The sequence below is a fragment of the Methanolobus sp. genome, assembly GCF_016278365.1.
In the GTDB taxonomy this organism is placed as follows: Archaea; Halobacteriota; Methanosarcinia; order Methanosarcinales; family Methanosarcinaceae; genus Methanolobus.
In genome coordinates this window covers 95,269-116,936 of the sequence record NZ_JADQBZ010000011.1, presented here as the reverse complement: position 1 = coordinate 116,936, position 21,668 = coordinate 95,269, and the positions used below count along the sequence as shown (strand labels likewise).

At 45.4% G+C, this 21,668-nt stretch carries 19 protein-coding genes and 1 tRNA gene; 3 read left to right on the top strand and 17 right to left on the bottom strand.

Annotated elements, in window-relative coordinates; genetic code table 11:
- Position 1 precedes the first annotated feature (1 nt).
- The 10 genes from mtaC to QZZ22_RS12250 form a co-directional block, all read right to left on the bottom strand.
- Positions 2 to 763: a methanol--corrinoid protein MtaC gene (mtaC, locus tag QZZ22_RS12295; protein ID WP_292465302.1), complete on the bottom strand. Its 762-nt coding sequence runs from the start codon at positions 761 to 763 to the stop codon at positions 2 to 4.
- A gap of 872 nt (positions 764 to 1,635) precedes the next feature.
- On the bottom strand, positions 1,636 to 2,727 hold the full coding sequence (locus QZZ22_RS12290) for a GTP-binding protein (RefSeq protein ID WP_292465300.1): 1,092 nt from the start codon (positions 2,725 to 2,727) through the stop codon (positions 1,636 to 1,638).
- Positions 2,728 to 2,756: 29 nt separating this feature from the next.
- Positions 2,757 to 4,379: a methylamine methyltransferase corrinoid protein reductive activase gene (locus QZZ22_RS12285; protein ID WP_292465298.1), complete on the bottom strand. Its 1,623-nt coding sequence runs from the start codon at positions 4,377 to 4,379 to the stop codon at positions 2,757 to 2,759.
- A gap of 218 nt (positions 4,380 to 4,597) precedes the next feature.
- Positions 4,598 to 4,876, bottom strand: coding sequence for a FeoC-like transcriptional regulator (locus QZZ22_RS12280; RefSeq protein ID WP_292465296.1), 279 nt, complete (start codon positions 4,874 to 4,876; stop codon positions 4,598 to 4,600).
- Positions 4,877 to 4,885: 9 nt separating this feature from the next.
- Positions 4,886 to 5,353, bottom strand: coding sequence for a hypothetical protein (locus tag QZZ22_RS12275; protein ID WP_292465294.1), 468 nt, complete (start codon positions 5,351 to 5,353; stop codon positions 4,886 to 4,888).
- A 14-nt stretch (positions 5,354 to 5,367) separates the two neighbouring features.
- Positions 5,368 to 7,365 carry a ferrous iron transport protein B gene (feoB, locus tag QZZ22_RS12270; RefSeq protein ID WP_292465572.1) on the bottom strand — a complete coding sequence of 666 codons (1,998 nt, stop codon included), beginning with the start codon at positions 7,363 to 7,365 and terminating at the stop codon, positions 5,368 to 5,370.
- 59 nt (positions 7,366 to 7,424) lie between these two features.
- Positions 7,425 to 7,661, bottom strand: coding sequence for a FeoA family protein (locus tag QZZ22_RS12265; RefSeq protein WP_292465292.1), 237 nt, complete (start codon positions 7,659 to 7,661; stop codon positions 7,425 to 7,427).
- Positions 7,662 to 7,846: 185 nt separating this feature from the next.
- Positions 7,847 to 8,332: a metal-dependent transcriptional regulator gene (locus QZZ22_RS12260; protein ID WP_292465290.1), complete on the bottom strand. Its 486-nt coding sequence runs from the start codon at positions 8,330 to 8,332 to the stop codon at positions 7,847 to 7,849.
- 74 nt (positions 8,333 to 8,406) lie between these two features.
- Complete coding sequence (locus QZZ22_RS12255) at positions 8,407 to 9,558, bottom strand: pyridoxal phosphate-dependent aminotransferase (RefSeq protein ID WP_292465288.1); 1,152 nt, start codon at positions 9,556 to 9,558, stop codon at positions 8,407 to 8,409.
- Between the two features lie 174 nt (positions 9,559 to 9,732).
- Positions 9,733 to 10,656, bottom strand: coding sequence for a hypothetical protein (locus tag QZZ22_RS12250; protein ID WP_292465286.1), 924 nt, complete (start codon positions 10,654 to 10,656; stop codon positions 9,733 to 9,735).
- Between the two features lie 212 nt (positions 10,657 to 10,868).
- Between QZZ22_RS12250 and QZZ22_RS12245 the strand changes: the two genes are divergently transcribed.
- Both QZZ22_RS12245 and QZZ22_RS12240 read left to right on the top strand, forming a co-directional pair.
- Complete coding sequence (locus QZZ22_RS12245) at positions 10,869 to 11,666, top strand: HD domain-containing protein (protein ID WP_292465284.1); 798 nt, start codon at positions 10,869 to 10,871, stop codon at positions 11,664 to 11,666.
- A 32-nt stretch (positions 11,667 to 11,698) separates the two neighbouring features.
- Entirely contained in the window at positions 11,699 to 12,646 is a 948-nt protein-coding gene (locus tag QZZ22_RS12240; protein ID WP_292465282.1) for a hypothetical protein, read from the top strand.
- Between the two features lie 233 nt (positions 12,647 to 12,879).
- Here the strand turns inward: QZZ22_RS12240 and QZZ22_RS12235 are convergent.
- From QZZ22_RS12235 to QZZ22_RS12215, 5 genes are all read right to left on the bottom strand, one after another.
- Positions 12,880 to 12,951, bottom strand: a tRNA-Thr gene (locus QZZ22_RS12235).
- Between the two features lie 65 nt (positions 12,952 to 13,016).
- Positions 13,017 to 14,018, bottom strand: coding sequence for a class I SAM-dependent methyltransferase family protein (locus tag QZZ22_RS12230; protein ID WP_292465280.1), 1,002 nt, complete (start codon positions 14,016 to 14,018; stop codon positions 13,017 to 13,019).
- 2 nt (positions 14,019 to 14,020) lie between these two features.
- A complete protein-coding gene (locus QZZ22_RS12225; RefSeq protein WP_292465278.1) occupies positions 14,021 to 14,632 on the bottom strand; it encodes a LysE family transporter in 612 nt (203 codons plus the stop codon).
- A 117-nt stretch (positions 14,633 to 14,749) separates the two neighbouring features.
- Positions 14,750 to 15,763: a transcription initiation factor IIB gene (locus QZZ22_RS12220; RefSeq protein ID WP_015052822.1), complete on the bottom strand. Its 1,014-nt coding sequence runs from the start codon at positions 15,761 to 15,763 to the stop codon at positions 14,750 to 14,752.
- 95 nt (positions 15,764 to 15,858) lie between these two features.
- Positions 15,859 to 16,119, bottom strand: coding sequence for a Gar1/Naf1 family protein (locus tag QZZ22_RS12215; protein WP_292465276.1), 261 nt, complete (start codon positions 16,117 to 16,119; stop codon positions 15,859 to 15,861).
- A gap of 300 nt (positions 16,120 to 16,419) precedes the next feature.
- Between QZZ22_RS12215 and ppdK the strand changes: the two genes are divergently transcribed.
- The gene (gene ppdK / locus QZZ22_RS12210) at positions 16,420 to 19,092 is read left to right on the top strand and encodes a pyruvate, phosphate dikinase (RefSeq protein WP_292465274.1); all 2,673 of its coding nucleotides are present in this window, start codon (positions 16,420 to 16,422) and stop codon (positions 19,090 to 19,092) included.
- A 218-nt stretch (positions 19,093 to 19,310) separates the two neighbouring features.
- Here the strand turns inward: ppdK and QZZ22_RS12205 are convergent, their stop codons facing one another.
- Both QZZ22_RS12205 and QZZ22_RS12200 read right to left on the bottom strand, forming a co-directional pair.
- On the bottom strand, positions 19,311 to 20,276 hold the full coding sequence (locus tag QZZ22_RS12205; protein WP_292465272.1) for a polyprenyl synthetase family protein: 966 nt from the start codon (positions 20,274 to 20,276) through the stop codon (positions 19,311 to 19,313).
- Positions 20,277 to 20,311: 35 nt separating this feature from the next.
- On the bottom strand, positions 20,312 to 21,658 hold the full coding sequence (locus QZZ22_RS12200; protein ID WP_292465269.1) for an RNase J family beta-CASP ribonuclease: 1,347 nt from the start codon (positions 21,656 to 21,658) through the stop codon (positions 20,312 to 20,314).
- Positions 21,659 to 21,668: the final 10 nt, after the last annotated feature.

Here is a 21,668-nt window from a genome sequence, read left to right as displayed (position 1 = left end):
CTTAGTGCTTGTGGAACTGATCCTTCAACTGTGCAAGGCCCTTGCCTGCCAGTATTGCGCTTGCCATCTTTGGTGCATCTGCAGCTTCTTCGCCATATATTCCAAGCTCGTAGGATGCGACGAAGTCCTGATTGACTGCTCCGCCACCGCACTGGAATGGTATCTTTATGCCTGCTTCGAGGAGTCTGTCGTTTATTTCCTTGAATGCATACATGGTTGTTGTCATCAATGCTGTACCGGTGAGCATCATTGGGCTCTCCTTCTTTACAGCTGCAATGACTTCATCGACTGGGACATCACGGCCGAGGTCGACAACTGTGAATCCTGCAGCTCTGAGGAGTGCTGCTACGATTGTCTTTCCTATGTCGTGTACATCGCCTTCTGCTACGTGGCATACAACTGTGCCCTTTGGCTTTGGTGATGTGCCTGCTGTCTCTTTACAATATTCGATACCTTCGAGCATTGCATCGGCTGCCATCATAACGTTTGGCAGGAAAATTACACCCTGGTCATATAAGTCGGTTACGATCTTCATTCCAGGCATGAGTACGTCGTCAATAAGTGCTATTGGGTTTGCACCATTCTCGATTGCCTTCTCCAGGGCCTCGATAACGTCGTCCTCTTCTCCCTCAAATATAGCCTTAGCGACTGATCTTGCAGGCTCTGCTTTTGGGAACATTTCGGTTGCCATCTGTTCAGGTGACTGTGCTTTCTCTTTCTGCACATTGTACCTGACTAAAATTTTGGTTGGGTCTATATCCATCTATTCTACCTCCTTAGTATCTAGATTGATCTTTCAATCAATTTTGTGCTACTCTATCGCTCAAAACATTCACGATCAGAGCAGCAGATGGATTTCAGCCGGTCTCAGGCACTCTTTGCCGCGTAAGAATCTCCACAATTCTTTTGCAGCGATTATCAGCCTGTGGCCAACTTCATCTTTCCACACAACCACTTAATCTAAGTTTGTATATAAACCTAGCGGTTTTGATTATTTATATTACTATTTGAATAAATCACGGGTATATATTTTTCTAATGTCTCTCTTGATAACATTTTTTTCGACAAAAAAGTGGCCTTCGGAGTCATTATATTTTAGAAGTCGTGCATTCACTTATTTATTAAATGTATACAGTTCTGCATTTTAGGGGATAGCTTCTTATATCTCTTTCAATTGAATCAACTAATATTGATTTATATCAAGAATACTTTATTTGGGCGCTTTAACTTATTATATATATTACTTAGAAAACTGCAATTTTTCTTGCCTTTTTCATATTTTTCTGCCTTGTAAATAGCATCTTTAATTAAAACAGTATTACTTTTCTATTTATGTTGCATTGCTCTGATCTTTTGTTTACCGCTTGCTTTAAGTAAAAGTGTTACTTTGTTGACATTTTAGGACGTGTGTATGTTTCTTTGCACTGATTCATACAAATCACTTCGAGTCATGTGTGCGTTATACTTAAATAGTAACGATTTCAGCTTGCGCCTTTTACCCGATAATGTAACCATTTCAGGCACTGCACAAGTAATCAACATGAAAATAAATCATAACCTGTGGAACTTCCCAGAATAGATAGGATTAAGATCTACGGGGTTATGACGAATGGGTAAGCACCTTTGAAGTGCTTTTCAATGTGCATTTAATTTATGTGTGAAACCGATGCCTTCGCCTTTGAGCCGTTCCTCAATGGCATTGTTGACAATAGTGATCAGTCTCTCACGCTTGATGTTGGATACAGCTGAAAGTATCTTTAGTTTGCGGGTATGCTCATTTCCAGATGGGATGAGCTCATACGTAATATCCATATCAAATGCTGTCAGATTTGCCTTCACAGTATCCGTTTCTGATTCCATGAACAGTTTGATGTGCCCTACAAATTCCGGACTGGACTTTATAACTTCGGCTTTGATATTTTCTATCAGGTCCTGGACAACTGACTTTGCATTATCTGTGGAGATATCGCCTATGCTGTACTCGGTAGCATAACTGGTGATCCCTGAAGCATTGATGGAATTCATCTCATATTCGAGTGGCTTACCAGTCGCTTTATCTACCATCTGGATGCCCGGAAGGACTGTCTTCAGTTCATCGTGACTTCTTTCTCTTAGCATCTCATCGTCACCTTCACCAAACAACAATTTCACAAAATCATGCCAGTGTTCGTCTTCGTATGTGGCAGAAAGCGGAACTACTTTAGCTTTTGGGTTCAACTGGTGGACAGAAGTTTCGATGATGGGAATCCGTATCTTGTCAATCAGGTCAAGTTTGTTAATGCCTAATACTTCTGCGTCTATTATCTGCCTCATGGCGAAGTGTTTTACTTCCTTCATCAACTGCTTGAACCTGCTTCCGTCTATAAGCGTTACAAGTGGCTGGATAGTGGTGTCCTTCAGGTCCATGAGGTTAATCTCATTCTTGATAATCTGGGGGAAAGCAATACCTGTAGGTTCAATGAGCAATATATCCGGCTTATAGTCTCTGATCAGGAGGCTAATTGTTGTCTTCATGTTCACTTTCAATGAACAGCAGATACATCCGCTTGTCAGCTCGGTTGTCTGGAGGCCGTATTTGGATATCACATCCCCATCAATCCCTACCTCGCCTATTTCATTGACTATAATAGCAACTTTCTTTCCTGCATTGCTGAAGTCCCGTCCAAGTCTCAAAATGGTGGTGGTTTTACCGCTGCCTAGAAAACCACCAATTACTAATACTTTCATAAAAATGATGCTCCTTCTCTAAAAAATGATCATGCTGGGATTTCCAGCACTTCTAGATTTTCCCACTTGAATTTATCTTTCGGGCATGCATTGATGCACCTTTTACAGTTTGCACCGTCGCAGAGGTCTGAACTTATCATGACCACACCTTCGTCATCGATAGTGAGTGCGTCTGTGGGGCAAACCTTGGCACACTTCTTGCACTCGGGGCAGTCTACTTTCATGGTAAGGAACGTGCCTACTTTTTCCAGCACCTCAAGCCCTTCATCGCCAAGCACCGGAATATCTCTGACTACGCGTTTATCGACCCTTGCGATGTGTTCCGGGAGGTCTATCTGGGGGAGCCCTTTCTTCTTGAGGAATTTCTTCAGCATCTTAAAGGGCATACCTTCTGTCCAGTAGGATATCTCCTGGATATATGCATCTTTGAATCCCTGGTCGGTCGCAAACATTATATGATTGCTTAGGATCTTCTTTGCGATTTCCTGAAGTTCCCATAGCCTCTCTTCCGAGAGCAAGATCTCCCTTGCCACAATGAGTGATGTATTGCCTATCTGGATCACTTCATCTACATTGTAGGGCACCATGCCTATCTGGTGTGCTTTTACTGCATCCATGTAGGTGCCTGCAGCTCCTGACATGTATGCTTTCTTTACTTCACTGACTTCTATACCGGCTGCATTGCATAATGCAAGGTGGCCGGCTCTTATGGCGCCAATAGCAAGACCTGCTTCCTGGACATCGTTCTCAAAGAACTTGACCTTGTCCTGCAGGTAGAGTATATGATCTGGCGTGTTTATCTTGGGAAGCTGTATGATGCCGTTCTTCATCCCGGCGTCAATTATAGCAATAACTCCGGTACCTGTTATGCCTTTTGCAGTAAGCTCGCTGTCCTCTAATACTTCTCCGTTCTTTGGGTCTACAAGCTTTGCCTTTATCGTATTCATTTCAGCATCAAGCACGTAGTTGCGCAGGTTGCCGTTCTCAAATTCCACATCTGCGATGACAAACGGTGATGCCAGTTTACCGTGCTTTATCTGCTGCCCTTCAAGTGCAGGACCAGCGGCAGCGGAACCTGTATAGATGGTCCCATTGTGTATAAGTGCCATTTCTGCGTTGGTACCATAGTCCGTGGCAATAGCAGTTTCCTGGGTATCGAGGAAGCCGGACTTTATAATAAGCGCAAGTGCGTCTGCTCCAACTTCATGTCTGATGGCGGGCGGTACCACGAGTTTTGCATTTGGATAAACCTCAAGCCCGGTGACCTCGGAACAATTGACAACACGTGCACTCCTGTCAGATTCCTTAATGTTGAGCTTCTCTTTTTTCCTTTCCCCTGCATATGCAAGATCGTCTATCGGGATTCCCTGGAATATGGAAAGCTGTATCGGGTTTCCACAGATGGCCATTCTTTGTAGTTCTCCAGGCACTATTCCCAAAGCCTCAATGACCTTTCTTACCGCATTCACGTGAAGTCCGTGAGCAAGTTCCAGTCCGTATGTAATAGCAAAGTCAAGGTGGTCCATCACATTAGCTCCCGGAAGCGGGTTACGAAGAGTAATAACTGTCTTTTTTATTTCTCCGCTATCCAGGTCTATCTTCTGTGCTCTAATACCACTAGTTCCTAGGTCGATTGCAACTCCTGTTCTCATGTGTATCCCTTGAATTTTTTGTAAATTTAGTAAGTTACTATTAGGTCCTAACTTAAAAAGTATATGCTACAGTACTGATGTTTGAAGGCAGTACTATTTAAATTGATTGAAGTACTTATATTATTTATGAAAAATGGCAGTACAGTAATCGAATAAAAACACGTATCTCAAGTCAATTGGATTTGTATCCTGTGAGAAACAGCGTAAGAACTAAATAATCATTCCTTGCTGATCATCCTATCTCCTTTTTCAGTCAGGACATACTTTTTACCGTTGTGGTAGGACTTCCATTTATGGCACGCTGGTGATGAAGGACAGGTGCAACACTCTTGTCCGGCAGCTGGCTCGCCGTCATCGCAAATCTCCCTGATGTAGCCCATATGCTCCATATTCTGCATAACTCCCTTCAGCGTATCGGGGCTGATGTTAAACCGTTGCGCAACCTCTCCGTATGAAAGGTTCTCAAGGTAAAGGCCTTTCAATACCTCTTTAAGCATTATATCAACTCAATTCTCTGCAACTTCAAAGCTGTCCTTCCACTTAAGATATGTGAGCAACGACAACACTCCCAGATATATCTCAGGCCTGAGTGCATCAAGGATCGACCAGCCGGCATACTCCTCATTCTTTAGCAGATGGGCCTCAAGCAAGTCGCCTGTCGCTGCAAGCACATATATTCCTGCAAATATAAGGGAAAGCAGGATTCCCACATAAACATATGCAACTCCTTCGTGTACTCCGGAGTGTATCTCTGATGCCCCATACAGGAATACGCATCCTATAAGCATGAGGATCATCCCTGCAATAATATCCGGCGGGATGAACAGACCGTCTGCTATCACATGTCCTGCATACTCTGTCATGCTGGCTTCTGACAGGGCTTTTAAGGCGCCTGTTATCAACTGGACCATTCCAATAAGGATGTAGCTACATCCCATAATAAGGGCGAACAGCATTTTGTCTGTAGTGCTCATCTTATAACCTCTGTTCAGTATCCAAGCAGTTTTCCTCCCTGGTATACCAGGAAAGCTATTAGCCATGCAACTACAATCCCGTAAATAAGGGCAAAAATCGCCCATTTCCAGGAGCCGGTCTCTTTTTTAATAACTCCCAGGGTTGCCACACATGGCATATACAGCAGACTGAATACCATGAGACTGAGTGCACTAAGGGCGGTTATGGATGGGTCAGCGATCAGGCTTGTGGTCAGAGCTGCAGGGTTGTCTCCTACTCCGTATAGCACTCCCATTGATGCCACAACTATTTCCTTTGCCACTAAACCAAACACAAGGGCTACGGTCATCTTCCAGTCAAAACCGAGGGGCTCAAGTAGGGGTGCAAAGAAGTGACCTATCATGCCTACGTAACTTCCTTCACTCCCATATTCTATTCCCCATGGGAACGACGCGAGGGACCATATTATTACTACGCCAAGCAGTATGATGGTTCCTGCTTTTTTGATGTACATCGCCCCGTTATCCCACATGTGCACAATGCTCGTCCTGAGCGTAGGCACGCGGTAAGGTGGCATTTCCATGATGAATGGTGCAGGCTTACCTTTCACGATCGTTGATCTGAGGAGTTTGGCAGATATGACTGCCACAACTATGCCAAGAACATACATGAAGAACACAACGGTTCCTGCTTGTCTTCCAAAGAATGCCCCGGCCAGAAGTATATATATCGGAAGCCTTGCTCCGCAGGATACGAATGGCACTACTAATATAGTAATAAGCCTGTCCTTCTCATCCTCTATACTGCGCGCGGCCATGATGGCAGGGACATTGCACCCGAATCCCATGAGCAATGGGATAAATGATTTTCCATGCATGCCTATCTTATACATGAGCCTGTCCATTATGAATGCTGCTCTGGCAAGATATCCGCTACCTTCGAGCAGGGACAGGAGAAAGAACAAAATGAATATGTTCGGAACGAATGTAAGCACAGCTCCGACTCCACCGATGATACCATCCCCTATCAGGGAGGCCAGCCATTGCGGCTCCAGGCCGGAGCTTACATTGACCGCCAGCCATACAAAGACCCTTTCTATCATGTCGGTGAAAGGTGTGGCGAATGCAAAGGTAAGTTCAAAAGCACCCCACATCAGGGCCAGGAATATTGGTATTCCTAAGTATTTGTTTGTCAGGACTCGGTCGATCATGTCTGATTTTGTCAGCCTGACATTACATCTGGTGCATATCTGCGGAAAAATAGCATTGATGGCAACATATCTTTTGTCTGCTATCTCCGCCTCATACTCTTCCTGGTCAATAGAAGCAAGCAATTGATTGATGGCCTTTGACACCGGGCTTTTCTCCACCTTTGCCTTAACATTGCCGTCCCCTTCAAGCAATCTTATACTCATCCAGCGCAGAGGGTACTTCTTTTGGAGACTTGGGTCTGTCAGCAGGATTTTCTCTATTTCAAGGACCTTGCTCTCAATAACGTCGCCGTAACCAATCTCACGTCCGTGGTACTTATCATCCTGTTTCTGCTCGATAACTCTGTCGAGAAGCTCATCGATGCCGATATCACGGCTTGCTACAGTCTGCACGATAGGAGCTGCCAGGATTTCCTGCATCCTGTCGATATAGAGCTTATCACCTCTTTCCAGAGCGAGATCACACATGTTAAGGGCTATGATCATCTCTGTTTCAAGCTCCATTAACTGTGTTGTAAGGTAGAGGTTTCTCTCAAGGTTCGAAGCGTCGACTATCTGGATAACAATGTCCGGTTTTTCTTCTATAATATAATCTCTTGCAACTATCTCATCCATTGAGTATGCTGTGAGGCTGTAGGTGCCAGGGAGGTCGGTGATCTCTATGTCGTATCCCCTGTAGGTCTTCACTCCGGTTTTCTTCTCAACCGTAACACCGGGCCAGTTGCCCACATGTTGTCGGGACCCGGTTATTGCGTTGAACAATGTGGTCTTTCCCACATTTGGGTTGCCTGCAAGAGCAACTCTGATCTTCGTGTTTCCCATAGGTTCCTCACTCATTAATGTAAATACGATATGCAAGTCTTATATTGAAGGCCGTTTCTTTATTCTATCTTCTGGACAAATATCTGGCTTGCTTCTTCTTTCCTTATCGACAGATGATATCCTTTTATCTGGAACTCTATCGGGTCTCCTAATGGTGCTTTTCTTACAAGTTCCACTTCTGAACCCGCGACCATCCCCATATCTAACAGCTTCCTTCTGGCAGGACCTTTTACACGTACTTTGGTTATCCTTGCCATGTCTCCCGGTTTAAGCGTGTCAAGCGTGATCTCGGACATTTTAAGCAGTTCCTTCTTACTATCAAAATCTCTGATACGGTAATCCTACTTTTGATATATAGCAATATCGCGATAGCTAATATGTTTCTGCATGCAAAACAACCGGAATGAATCGACTGTGCACTCTTTGCAACTGTCAGTAACATAGCCTTCAATGCATTATTGATACACTTTGCAGTTAATACTTACTTTTTATTATTCTTGTGTATCGGGCAATCTTCTTTCTGGGAAGGCTTGCAATCAATGTATTCGCCTGTAGTGTAAAAGTGCCTGAAGTGGTCCAGCCAGTATGGCCATTCACTTCTCATATCAATGAACTCGACGAACTTTGTCAGGATCTCAAATGTTTCGGGTGCAAGTACATGCTCTATTTTGCATGCGTCAAGATTGGCATTTTCCTCGTCAAGTCCAAGTAGTAAGAGGAAGTCCCTGATGACACCGTGTTTCTCCATGGTGCATTTGGCGATTCTCTCTCCTTCTTCGGTAAGTGTGACACCGCCATATTTCTCATAGTTGATGTATCCTAGCTTGGTAAGTTTTTTGAACATCCCGGTAACACTTGGTGAACTGAGCTCCAGTTCCCGTGAAACATCTTTTACCTGGGCATAACCTTTTCTCTCCACAACTTTTTCTATGGCTTTCAGGTAATCTTCAGTTCTTTCAGTTGTCATAAAAACCTACCGTTTTTCGGATTAGCTATTGTATGTAATGATGGGCGATGTTATCTTATATAGATGTATCGGTTTTAATCTGCAAGGTATGTCTGAAGTCTGTCCATCCCATCTTTTATCTTATTTAGACTGTTGGCATAGGAAAAACGCAGGTACCCTTCAGCACCGTCACCGAAATCGATCCCCGGAGTGACTGCAACTCCCGTATCCTCAAGTATTCTTCGGCTCAACTCCAGTGAATCATCTGAGAATCGGCGGGCATCGGCAAGTATATAGTATGCTCCTCCTGGCTCGCCTTCAATCTCAAATCCCATTCCCCTCAGGCGCTTCAGCATATAGCGCCTTCTCTCGTCGTAAGTTGATATCATCTCCCTCACCATCTCCTGCGGACCCCGGAGAGCGGCGATACCAGCATGTTGCACAAAGGCGTTCGTGGATATGAATAAGTTCTGCTGTACCTTTTGCAAGGTGCGAATATGTGCTTTAGGGGCGATCAGGTAACCTAACCTCCATCCTGTCATTGCATACAGTTTAGAGAATCCATTCAGCACAAAGGCATTATCGGTGAACTCAAGAATGGTGTGGTCCTCTCCTTCGTATATCAGTCCCTGGTATATCTCATCGGATATTATGGGCACATCCCCTGCAACATCTGCCAGCCCCCTGAGTGTTTCCTGTGGCATTACATGGCCGGTAGGATTGGAGGGTGAGTTGATAAGTATTGCCTTTGTTTTTTTGTTTATCCTCGAAGCAACCTGTTCCGGTTGTAATATAAAACCGCTTTCTCTGCCGGTATAAATGAAGTCCGGAACTCCGCTAACTGCCCTCACAAAGTTAGGATAGCACGCATAATGCGGGTTTGACATTATCACTTCGTCGTATGGATCAATTAATGCGATGAACAGCAAAAGCATGGCAGGACTTGTTCCCGATGTTATTATCACCTGCTCGGGGCTGATATCAACTCCAAATTTATATCTGTAATTCTCGGTTATAGCTTCCCGGAGTTGCGGGATGCCCTGACTGTGAGTGTACTTCGTGTTCCCTGAACACATCGCTGAAGCAGCAGCTTCACATATATGCGGAGCGGTAGGAAAGTCCGGCTCCCCAATTTCAAGATGGATTATGTCTCTGCCTTCTCTCTCTAGTTCCTGTGCCCTTTCAAGTACTTCCATAACATGGAATGGCGGCATATTTACTGCTCTTTCAGACAAACTTACATTCATTATGATCGGGTCCCTGCCTTCTCTATAATAGCAGGAAAGAGTATGTTAATAAAAAAGTTTCTATCCTGGTTCTGTCAGGACTGGCTAAAGATTAAGAAAAAAGCCCGGCTTCGATGAGCCGGGTCAAGGTCTTTCATCGATGTTACACTTTTACTCCCTCATCTATAATTGGCTCTACTGTTTTTTCTCTCTCGCATAAGCCACAATGGCATCCTTTATGCCCCACTTGAATGCAACCACGATTGCAACTCCCCAGGCAAGCGGGTTGAGGAGAATATAAAATATGCTCGTATCTATGAGCATTGCATCAAGGGCAAGCAGGATTACTACCAATGCAAGGAAACCCCGAAGAGCGGGCATCCATATCTCACTGCCTTCGACACTCATGTTCTTCATAAAGCTGCCAATATAATCCATGAACAGGTCTATCGCAAGAAGCCCAATGACCAGTATCAGGACTCCTGCAAACAGGCTTGGCAAGTATGCTATCATGGCTGCAACAATGCCTGCGATGAGCGTCAGGTTGAGTATGTCCAATGCAGCCATTATGAAAACCAGATAACCAAAGATCTTCACAATGCCAGCTATCAACCCTGAAAATGTCATTCCGCTGGTTCTCATCCCACTTCCGATGGATGTTCGTTCCAGACGTTCATCAATGCCGGTCGCAATAATGATATTTTTAACAAGGCCTGCCAGGAAATCGACAAGAAGCAAGCCTATTATCAAAACTGCCAGCGCTGATAGTATTAACGGGATATATAGGATTATGCTTGTTATAAAAGCTGCTACAACCTGTATCTGCAAAAGGTCTATGATAATGACTGCAAAGATCAGATAAACGAACCATCTTATAACTGCGTCAAATAATTGCACAATAGTAAACTCTGTTCTTTCTATCATTCTCCCGAGGGATGTTCTGTTTATAAGGTCATCCAACCCGATTTTATCAAGAATCTGCGACCCTATCTTTCCAAGGGCTCTTCCTGCTATCCAGCCTATGATTATTAGCAGTATTACGGCTATCAAAAGCGGGATAAAAGCGATTAACGCGTTTATCAGGCCATATACACTATTCATTATCGCTGTTTCAACCATGTTATTTCCTCCTTTCAAATGCAGCATGATAAACACACTTTAAATCTGCTGCATTGGAACCACACAAATGGATGCTCCTATAAGGAAGGCATCACACTCAATCCACATATCAAATTTTGTTATTGCTCTTATTTAAACATACTGTGCAATTAAATTGGCAATCACTTTTCATAGAAAAATCCAATACTGATCGAGACGTTAATCACTACCAGATGATAGAAGATGAGTTCCCTGATCTTGAAAAGAGGTTTCTGGAATACGCACGTTCTTTCTACTCGAAAGACAGTTTCATCCTCCGCAACATCAAGCTCAAGGAAGGGCATAGTCTGAGAGTATGCAAGAATGCCTCATTAATCTCGGCTTCTGAAAAGCTGGACTGTGAAGATCATTACCTTGCCATGACTATTGCACTTTTCCATGATATCGGCCGCTTTGAGCAGGTATCCAGATACAGGACTTTCAAGGATTCCGAATCTGAGGACCATGCACTGCTGGGTGTAAAGGTCCTGCGTTCAGGGGGAATACTCTCGGTTTTGTCTCCTGAGCAGCAGGAGCTCATCTATCGGTCGATCGGGAATCATAACATGTACAGAATTCCCGATGGTCTCGACAGTAAATGCCTTTTTCATTCAAAGCTTGTGAGAGATGCGGATAAACTGGATATTCTCAAGGTTTTGACCGATTACTATGCTGAAAAGGATTCCTTTCCGAACCCTGCACTTGATATGGGCCTTCCTGATGTCCCTGAATACTCGCATCATCTGCTGGATGATATCTTCAATTGCCGGATAGCAAGCACCGCAAATGTACGGACCTGCAACGACATGCGGCTTACGAGGCTCTCATGGGTGTTTGATCTCAACTTTCCCGAGACCTTGCGCCTTGTCAAAGAGCGGGGCTACATCGATATGATAGTGGAAAGGCTTCCGCATGATAATAATGTGGCAGCTATTCGCGCTCATTTGAGTAAGTACATGGACTCTGTCCTTAAGCTTCAATGTAAAGGGTAACTTCTTTAAAAGCCTGGTCCATACTTTATGTAATGTGTCCTGCTCTGGTAGAACTGATTAGTTCACGGATACGCCTCGTAGGGTCTTTGCCTGTTGTCAGGGGATACTACCTGGTCCTGGGTGGCGGGAAGATAGGGGACTCTTTTCTCAGGTATTTAAAGAAAGCGCGTTTCCCATTTGTTCTTGTGATCGATGCTGATGCCAATGCACCAGCTTCATTGAATTCAGATGTTGTGAGTGACATGGGGCATATTGTTGGTATTATCAAATCCATGGCTATCACTCAGGGAAACGATAAACTAAAAAAGTCTTCTCAAAATGAAGAAAATGATGCGGGAAAAGCAGGGGTGATGGGAGGATTTGCTGAGCCACGTTTTTATTTTCACCGGATGGATGTGAATGATGTCTTTTCTCTCCTGACCCACGGGCTGCCTGAATTTGTGATACCTGCCGTGCCTTCACATGCTGCTGCGGATATAGTGGCCTGTGCCATGGACTTCGGGCAGGGTAGACTTGTGAGCAAGCTTTCTATAAGCGGGAATGATGGGGAAATTGAAAAGAGAACCTATTTTGAGAATATTGTCACTACTTTTCCAAAAGACATTGTTGCAGGAAACTATCCTGAACATGGCGCCATATTTTTCTCATACGCGCAGCCAGGAGAAATATGTCCTGACAACTGCCCCGGCCAGGAAAGTTATTGCCGCACTTTTGCCAGAAAGAAACCCCGTACCATTACAAGCTATGTCCGTGATCTGACTTCGAGTTATCCTGGTCAGGTTTTTGAAAGTTATCAGATGAAGCCAGGCATAGGCGGCATCAGGGGTAGTGATCTAAGGCGCAATCTGGTTTCTATCATGAGGCATGTTCGCGCCATCAGGCAAAGCCCACAGGAGCATGGAGGAATCAAAGAGAGCTCCTTTTTTATCGCAACCACCTGCAATTGTCATGGAATTTTGACTCTGATGCAGGTTAAGTGATTCCGGTCTGGTGGGAACATGAGAAAAGAGTGGCCGGATGAAAAGTTGGTGGTTGTTGGTTGGTTGAAGTTGGTGGTACGATATGAACCCGGCCTAGCTTATAATTATATTAATTCATATAAAAATATATCTATTTGATTCTGTGAGTTCTATGCCTTTCAAGATTCTTTTTTCCTTCGATCATCACAAGGTTAAATAATATCCGGCCTGCAGGTTTAGAATCATGGTTTAAAAGCCTCCGGGGGGATTTGAACCCCCGACCTGCTGATTACGAATCAGCCGCTATACCGCTAAGCCACAGAGGCAGATGTGGATGACCTTATAATCGTATGTAGTGATTTAATGATTTCGCTTATATGGTCATGTTCTATTATATTACTTTCACTTCTATACATACGTTGAACTGGTGCGGGGCATAGGAACGGACGACCCTTGTATTAATAACTTCGGTTTCCCGGTTTGCTTTGCATGCAGCCCCTTCTATAAGTTTCAGGGAACTTCCGAATAGATCATTCTCGGAGGTGATGTCGTAGTAATGAATGACAGCACCAGATGCGCACAGCCTGATTGCAGCATCAAGGAACTCGTGGGCGTTGTGGGGGAGATTCATTATGACATGATCCGCAAGGCCCGGGAATCTCTCTGCTAACAAGTTTGCGTCGCCTTCAATTGCCTCAACGTTAGTCGCGGAATTGAGTTCTATATTACGCCGCAGGAATCCAACAGCATCTGGATTCTTATCGATAGCGATTACGCGTATGCAATTACTCTTTTTTGCTATCATTATGCTATAGGGGCCGACACCTGCGAACATGTCCACGACGGTCTGTCCTTCTCTGACTTGTGCCAGGATACGCGAGCGCTCCGTTGCAAGGCGGGGAGTAAAGTATGCTTTTTCAAGGTCGATGTAGTATCTGCAGCCGTACTCCTTATGGATGGTGGAGGTCTTCTCCTCGCCTGCGATTCTCCTGAACCTGCGGGTTCTGAACTCGCCCTCTACAGGTCCCAGGGCGGCAAGCACCGTTTTAACATTGCCCTTGACTTTCATGATGGCCTCAGCGACCATTTCGGGCTGCGCCACGTCATCTTCGATTAGCGCGATATCTCCTATAACTTCAAAATGCGGCACTTCCTCCATAAGATCTTCAAGCTTCAGTTGTCCCTTATGCTCTTCAAAATCCTGCTCTGTGAGCTCAAAATCTCCCGGCAGCAGCTTAAGTTCTGTATCCTGCGGTTCTGCTGTGAGGGGCAGGTAAAGGAAGTCACCTTCCGAGCAGATCCTGGAAGCATTGTCCAGCAGATCCATATCAAGAAGTGCCCTTCGTATAGGCTCGCCATTCTTCTTCAAAATCCGGATGCAACTTTTTCTCATATTCATGTACCTACGATAAACCATGACCCGAACAGGACAAGGAACAGACCACATGACATCAATACCCTTTCATAAAGTTTTGGGGACATAAGCTTCTTTCCCCGGCTGAATGATGTGGAAACAACTGTGAAATAACTAAGGTCTGCAATCCAGTGTCCTATAACGAACAGTGCTGCTGCAAGCATACTAATCTCAAGCCCTTTCAGCACAAGGGCGCTTCCTGCGGCAAGCCACCACAGCCAGAAATATGGATTCGAGGCAGAAGCTAGTATTCCTGCCAATACTGGGTTCGAACAATTGGTCCTGTGCTCATGCATTGAGCCTGCCGCACCATTTGCATTCCTGATCGTGAGGATGCCGAAGATAACCAGCGTGACTCCTCCTATGATGGATATTGCCATAACAGTGTTGTCACTTACTGCTGTGATGCCGTATATTATCAGCATGCAAACTATGAATTCTAAGGCTGCGTGGCCGATGAATATTTCCGGACCTGCCTGCCATCCCCTTTTCAGGGAGGTGTCTATTGTGGCAAAAAGCATTGGTCCGGGCACAAGTGCACCTGTCATCCCCACAGCGAATCCCATGGTCAGCATTTCCAGTAGTCCGATCATAGTTTACACTCACTACCAGTTCAAGTGTTAAAACAGATTTGCCAAAAAGGATATTTACAAAGGAAGTAGCTGAAGATTCTTCCTTTGTTTGATTATGTTTCTATATCTATTGCGTACTCAGAGAATGATCTCGATATCGAGCTCTTCTGCGAGTTCCTTGTACCTGTTACGGATAGTGACCTCGGTCACACCTGCAACATCAGCGACCTCGCGCTGTGTCCTGCGCTCACCGCACAGGATGGATGCGATGTAGATGGCTGCTGCAGCTACACCTGTCGGGCCACGGCCGCTGGTAAGCTCTTTCTCGGAAGCCTGTCTCAGGATCTCAACACCTCTGGACTGCACTTCACCTTTCAGGTTAAGTCCTGAACAGAACCTTGGGACATAATCTATTGGTGATGTAGGCATGAGCTTGAGGGACAGTTCCCTTGAGATGAAGCGGTATGTCCTGCCTATCTCTTTCCTGCTTACCCTTGATACTTCACCTATCTCGTCAAGCGTCCTTGGGACACTGCACTGGCGGCATGCTGCATACAATGCTGCTGCGGCAACACCTTCAATGCTCCTTCCGCGGATGAGGTTCTTGTCAACGGCTTTCCTGTAGACCACTGCCGCGGTCTCACGCACTGTCCTTGGCAGACCGAGGGCTGATGCCATACGGTCAAGTTCTGACAGTGCAAAAGCCAGGTTCCTTTCGGTAGCGTTACTAACGCGTATCCTACGTTGCCATTTTCTCAGCCTGTACAGTTGCGCCCTGTTCTTGGAGGAAATAGATTTCCCGTATGAATCGCGGTTTCTCCAGTCAATCATCGTGGAGAGACCTTTGTCATGTATAGTGTAGGTCATCGGCGCACCTACACGGGAACGTTTCATTCTCTGGTCGTGGTCAAATGCACGCCATTCGGGGCCTTCATCTACGAATTCAGCGTCTACCACAAGTCCGCAGTCCGAACAGACAAGTTCTGCTCTCTCATAGTCCTGTACAAGGCTTCGGCTACCGCACTCAGGACACTGGACCTTGGCTTTCTCAACGTCCATGTCTTTCTCTTTTTCCTTGCGTGCCTTGATCATTGCACGTATCTTCTCCCTTTCGGAAGTATCGGAATACCGTACCCTTTCAACTTCGACCATTTTCAATCACCTTATCTCTATAAACAGAAAATATATTCCTTCAGTCTCTCTCAGTCAACCACAGCTCACAACAACAATCTAAAAGGCTCATGTATTCACTGAACGTATACTCGTTCATTTATCATTTTTTGAAGTTCAGAACCAGCAATTCCCTTGTTCGGTTTCACAATGTAATAGGGCCAGTCAACAGGTCCGAAAACACCGGTAACCTTCCCTATTCTCTTAATCGACTTATCAAGAACAAAAGAATGTATTCTAGGCATTTCCTTCATAGATCCGGAAAACTTCTTCGTCTCCCCTCTGATGATCAGATCATCCTGTTTCGAAAGATGCAATACTTTACCAAGTCGTTTCATATTTTGTGCAGGTTCTACTTTTTTTATTTGTAGCTAATCTCGCGCTTATGTTATATATAGTTTATGCAGAGGTATTAATACCGTCATTTTTCCATACAAAAAGATATCGTTGATTCTGGGAATAAATTGCATGTGTTTTTATACCTAACGCTAAGTAGTGACCGTGCTATCTCTTCGCAGACCACAACCTTAAAGTTATAACAGGACTATTTTGGCACGACTTTATTGTGATTCATAACATCTCTATAATGACTTTATAATTAACTATCCATCATCTATTTTAGGCGTGGAGGAAATCCGGTGGCAGATAGAAAATTCGTATACTTTTTCGGGAAAGAAGAAACTGAAGGTAAAAATAGTATGAAAGACCTGCTTGGTGGCAAAGGTGCCAACCTCGCGGAAATGGCTAATCTGGGAATACCGGTCCCACCCGGGTTCACCATCACAACTGAAGTTTGTGTGCTCTATCTTGAAAACGGGTCATATCCTGATGGGATCCTTGATCAGATAGACGCTGCGATCGAGAAACTCGAAAAGGTGAATGGCAAGAAATTCGGGGATCTGAAGGACCCTCTGCTGCTTTCAGTCAGGTCGGGTGCGCGTGTTTCGATGCCCGGCATGATGGATACTGTCCTGAATCTGGGTCTGAACGACGTTTCTGTTGAAGGCCTGGCAAAAAAGACCGGTAATGAAAGATTTGCCTATGACAGTTATCGCAGGTTTTTGATGATGTTCGGAGATGTGGTACTGGATATCAAGCACGAATATTTTGAATCTGCTATAGAGGCAAAGAAAAACGAGCTTGGTGTCAGGCAGGATACACAGCTCAATGCAGGTGCCTTAAAACAGCTGGCTAAAACGTTCAAGGAGATCATAAAGAAGAAAACCGGCTCTGAATTCCCTCAGGATCCACGTAAACAGCTCCAGATGTCCATTGAGGCTGTTTTCAATTCATGGAACAACCAACGTGCTATCAGGTACAGGAAACTCAACAATATTCCAATGGACTGGGGTACTGCCGTCAACGTGCAGACAATGGTCTATGGTAATATGGGTGAAACCTCCGGTACCGGTGTCGCTTTCACAAGGGACCCCGGGACAGGTAAAAAGGAGTTCTTTGGCGAGTATCTTATGAATGCACAGGGTGAGGATGTAGTAGCGGGTATCAGGACTCCTCTGACTATTACCACCCTTGCACAGAAGATGCCCGGAGCTTATTCACAGCTTGTAGACATCTGCCAGAAGCTTGAGAACCATTTCAAGGATATGCAGGACATCGAGTTCACTATTGAGGAAGGCAAGCTCTACATGTTGCAGACCCGCAATGGTAAACGTACTGCAGCAGCTGCTCTTAATATTGCTGTTGATATGGTCACTGAGGGCCTGATAGATAAGAAGACAGCACTTATGAGGGTCAGGCCGGAGCAGATAGACCAGTTACTGCACCCGACGATAGACTCAAGTGCAAAGTACGAGGTTATTGCCACAGGTCTGCCTGCCTCTCCAGGTGCAGCTGTGGGGAAGGTTGTCTTCACAGCCGAGCATGCCGAGGAGATGGCTGCACTTAACAAGAAAGTGATTCTCGTCAGAGCAGAGACATCACCTGAAGACATAGGGGGCATGGATGCTGCTCAGGGCATACTTACAGTAAGGGGGGGAATGACATCTCATGCCGCTGTGGTTGCCAGGGGAATGGGCAAGCCCTGTGTCGCAGGTTGCGGAGCTATCAGCATTGATATCCATGAAAAAGTATTCACAGTTAACGACCTTCATATAAAGGAAGGTGAATACATCTCAATCGATGGTGCAACCGGGTGTGTCATCCTCGGAAAGGTCTCGCTCATCACACCAGGTGTCAGTGAAGAACTCAAAACCCTGCTTTTCTGGGCTGATGAAGTAAGAAAAATGAACGTCAGGACAAATGCCGACACTCCTCACGATGCGGCCGTAGCAAGGGACTTCGGTGCAGAGGGGATTGGTCTTTGCAGGACAGAGCACATGTTCTTTGGAGACGACAGGATACCTGTTGTCAGGGAAATGATACTGGCAGAGGACGAGTACTCAAGGAAGGAAGCCCTTAACAAGCTACTGCCGATGCAGAGGGAAGACTTCATCGGTATCTTCCGTGCCATGCAAGGATATCCTGTGACAATACGCCTGCTTGACCCTCCACTTCATGAGTTTCTGCCAAAGCAAGAAGAACTGGCAGAAAAATTCCGTCTCCTTGAAGCCGAGATGCTCGCAAGTAATGCAGATGAGCTTATAGGTCTAAAGATCATAATGGAGCGCGTTGAGTCTCTGACAGAGATCAATCCGATGCTCGGCCACAGGGGATGTCGCCTTGGCATAACTTATCCGGAGATCTATGACATGCAGGTGCAGGCGATTGTCGAGGCTGCCTGTCAGCTTAAGGCCGAAGGCATTGATGTCGTGCCTGAGATCATGATCCCTCTCATATGTCATGTGAACGAGCTCAAAGCAGTGAAAAAGCATGTTATCAATGTTATTGAATCTGTGCTGGCTGAGAAAAAGGTGAAGATGGATTACCTGATAGGTACAATGATAGAGCTTCCAAGAGCGGCCCTGACGGCAGACCAGATCGCCCGCGAGGCTGAGTTCTTTTCCTTCGGTACCAATGACCTGACTCAGACAACCTTTGGTTTCAGCAGGGATGATGCGGGCAAGTTCCTTCCCTGCTATGTTGCCGATAGTATCCTTGGAAACGATCCCTTTGCAGTGCTTGATCAGGAAGGTGTTGGTGAACTTGTAAAGATCGGTATTGAAAAAGGCCGCTCTACAAGACCTGATCTCAAGATCGGTATATGTGGTGAACATGGGGGAGAACCAAGCTCCGTAAAGTTCGGCTACAGGGCCGGGCTTGATTACGTGAGCTGCTCACCATTCCGTGTGCCTATCGCCAGACTTGCTGCCGCACAGGCAGTCCTTGAGGACGAAGGCAAATCTCTACAGTAATATACGGGCCTGGTCCCGTATCACTTTTTTGATACACATACTTTATTATTCTGTCAGACTTGCTGATATCTCTGGATATGGATATCCAGATATCATGAGCAAAAATCAAAAACAGGCTTGTTTCAAAAATCAATGAAACCCTATAACAAGAGTACCCAGATATGAGTATGGGTGATATCTATATAAAAACAGAAGAGCAAAGCTCTTATTCAAAAAAATTAATGTGATCTCTGAATCATATAATCTGCAATTGCAAGAAGTATATCTTTTGACTCACTGTCCTCAAGGATATCAAGAAGCCCTTTACCTTTTGTGATATATGACACTGCAAGGTCCCTGGCATAATTTATCGAGCCGGAATCTTCCAGCAGGCGGACAGCATCATTTATCTCTTGTATACTGGCTTCTCCTTTGCCAAATATGTCCAGTTCAACGCCATTGTTCAGTGCATGAATAGCAATGAGCGTCTTTTTCCCTTCCATGAGGTCGCTTCCTCTTACCTTGCCGAGCACTTCTTCAGGAGTGATCATATCTATGACATCATCATATATCTGGAAAGCAATGCCAATGAGCCGACCGAATTCGTAAAGGGTGTCTGCTGTCTCATCAGATGCGCCGCCAAGTATGGCACCGATCTTGCATGCGGCAGCATAGAGCACTCCTGTCTTTTTCTCTATCATGTCGAGGTATTCTTCCTCGGTGACATCCGTGCGGTCTTCGAATTCGACATCCATCCATTGACCTTCGCAGATATCCCTGCAAGTCTTGGACAGTATATCAACACACTTCAGGAGGTTCTCGGGACAGCCTTCGGCACGTGTCATTATCTCAAAAGCTTTTGAGTATAACGTATCGCCTGCCAGGATGGCGCCTGCCTCTCCCCACTTTACATGGACGGCTGGCATTCCCCTGCGGATATCATCCCTGTCCATGATGTCATCATGGACAAGTGTGAAATTATGTACGAGCTCTACGGCAACAGCAGCAGGAAGAACCTTTTCAGGTTCACATCCCACGGCCTCAGCTGTCAAGATCACAATGGCGGGCCTGAGCCTTTTCCCACCGGCATCTGGCAGGTAGCGGGCGGCCTTATACAATTCTGTCGGCCTGGACACCGGGAGATAGTCCTCAATGCCCTTATCGACGCGGACAGACCTTTTTTTAATCTCTCCTATCAGATCCATAGTTTATCACGCTGTTTTTCCTTAACTTTTAACTCTTAATCTTCTTCGATATAGAGTTCTTCGCCATTCCTCAACAGGTGCAGAGTATCGCCAAGTGAGTAACCTGCATCTTCTGCCATCTGGATGTACTCGCTGTGCATCTGTATCGTCCCATGCGCTGGAATGACATGTTCCGGTTTCAGCATTCTGAGTAGTTCCCAGTGGTCTTCCCTGTATGCGTGTCCCGATACATGTACATTATCATATATCCTTGCTCCTTTCATCTTGAGCTTTGTCTCAAGTGCATAGCGGTTTGCCTGGGTCATTGGGTTTGGTATCACATTTGCTGAGAATATGATCCTGTCTCCGGTTTCTATCTTAAACGGAGTTTCACCATTTGCTATCCTGCCAAGTACAGCCCCGGGCTCACCCTGATGTCCGGTCATGACGGGCAGGTACTTGTCCTTGCCACCTTCCATTATCTTTTTCAGCGCATTGTCGATGTCGCGGCGTGTGCCATATATCTCCACGTTTTCCGGGAGATCTATGTATCCCAGCTGATACGCAGTACCAACATACCTCTCCATGGACCTTCCCAGGAGCACTGGTATCCTTCCCATCTCTTTCGCGAACTGCACGATAGAATTCATACGAGCTATATGGGATGCAAAAGTGGTGACTATCATACCGACAGCAGATTCCTCCGTACCGAGCAGGACATCCCTGAGCATCATGTGTGCGATAAGTTCCGAAGGTGTCTTTCCATTCCTTCCCGCATTAGTACTCTCGGTGATGAGTGCAATAACTCCTTCTTTCCCAAGTTCTTTCAGCCTATCGAAGTCTGGGATCTCTCCAAGAGTGGGTGTCCTGTCGAACTTGAAGTCACATGCATATACAACAGCGCCGCTTGGTGTGTGTATGGCCACGAACACTGTATCGATTATACTATGTTGGGCATTGATGAATTCGATAGTGATGTCTTTTGTTATCTCCAGTGTCTCGCCTGCTTTCAATGCAACAATATTGTTCTTGACACCGAATTTCCTCTCAGAGTCTATCTGATGCTTTATCAAAGCAGTAGTGTAAGGGGTTGCTATTATTGGTGCTGCGTAGCGATGAGCAAGCTTGGGGATAGCACCAATGTGGTCCAGGTGGCCGTGTGTACAGACGATGGCACGCACGTTACCGTTGACCTCATTCATAATTGTGTCATCCGGGATTGCTCCCATTTCTATCAGTTCAAGTGAGTGCATCCTGTCGGTGTCCACATCTTCATGGATCTGGACCCTATCCAGGCGAATACCCATGTCGATGATTATTATATCTTCGTTTACTCTGATCGCAGTCATATTGCGGCCCATTTCGTTGTATCCGCCAACTGCTATTATACCTATTTCAGTCATATATTATCCT

What these genes read in the sequence shown, in the direction of transcription:
- mtaC (WP_292465302.1), bottom strand. Translation starts at nt 763, where the DNA reads ATGGATATAGACCCAACCAAAATTTTAGTCAGGTACAATGTGCAGAAA.
- QZZ22_RS12290 (WP_292465300.1), bottom strand. Translation starts at nt 2,727, where the DNA reads ATGAAAGTATTAGTAATTGGTGGTTTTCTAGGCAGCGGTAAAACCACC.
- QZZ22_RS12285 (WP_292465298.1), bottom strand. Translation starts at nt 4,379, where the DNA reads ATGAGAACAGGAGTTGCAATCGACCTAGGAACTAGTGGTATTAGAGCA.
- QZZ22_RS12280 (WP_292465296.1), bottom strand. Translation starts at nt 4,876, where the DNA reads ATGCTTAAAGAGGTATTGAAAGGCCTTTACCTTGAGAACCTTTCATAC.
- QZZ22_RS12275 (WP_292465294.1), bottom strand. Translation starts at nt 5,353, where the DNA reads ATGAGCACTACAGACAAAATGCTGTTCGCCCTTATTATGGGATGTAGC.
- feoB (WP_292465572.1), bottom strand. Translation starts at nt 7,365, where the DNA reads ATGGGAAACACGAAGATCAGAGTTGCTCTTGCAGGCAACCCAAATGTG.
- QZZ22_RS12265 (WP_292465292.1), bottom strand. Translation starts at nt 7,661, where the DNA reads ATGTCCGAGATCACGCTTGACACGCTTAAACCGGGAGACATGGCAAGG.
- QZZ22_RS12260 (WP_292465290.1), bottom strand. Translation starts at nt 8,332, where the DNA reads ATGACAACTGAAAGAACTGAAGATTACCTGAAAGCCATAGAAAAAGTT.
- QZZ22_RS12255 (WP_292465288.1), bottom strand. Translation starts at nt 9,558, where the DNA reads ATGAATGTAAGTTTGTCTGAAAGAGCAGTAAATATGCCGCCATTCCAT.
- QZZ22_RS12250 (WP_292465286.1), bottom strand. Translation starts at nt 10,656, where the DNA reads ATGGTTGAAACAGCGATAATGAATAGTGTATATGGCCTGATAAACGCG.
- QZZ22_RS12245 (WP_292465284.1), top strand. Translation starts at nt 10,869, where the DNA reads ATGATAGAAGATGAGTTCCCTGATCTTGAAAAGAGGTTTCTGGAATAC.
- QZZ22_RS12240 (WP_292465282.1), top strand. Translation starts at nt 11,699, where the DNA reads ATGTGTCCTGCTCTGGTAGAACTGATTAGTTCACGGATACGCCTCGTA.
- QZZ22_RS12230 (WP_292465280.1), bottom strand. Translation starts at nt 14,018, where the DNA reads ATGAGAAAAAGTTGCATCCGGATTTTGAAGAAGAATGGCGAGCCTATA.
- QZZ22_RS12225 (WP_292465278.1), bottom strand. Translation starts at nt 14,632, where the DNA reads ATGATCGGACTACTGGAAATGCTGACCATGGGATTCGCTGTGGGGATG.
- QZZ22_RS12220 (WP_015052822.1), bottom strand. Translation starts at nt 15,763, where the DNA reads ATGGTCGAAGTTGAAAGGGTACGGTATTCCGATACTTCCGAAAGGGAG.
- QZZ22_RS12215 (WP_292465276.1), bottom strand. Translation starts at nt 16,119, where the DNA reads ATGAAACGACTTGGTAAAGTATTGCATCTTTCGAAACAGGATGATCTG.
- QZZ22_RS12205 (WP_292465272.1), bottom strand. Translation starts at nt 20,276, where the DNA reads ATGGATCTGATAGGAGAGATTAAAAAAAGGTCTGTCCGCGTCGATAAG.
- QZZ22_RS12200 (WP_292465269.1), bottom strand. Translation starts at nt 21,658, where the DNA reads ATGACTGAAATAGGTATAATAGCAGTTGGCGGATACAACGAAATGGGC.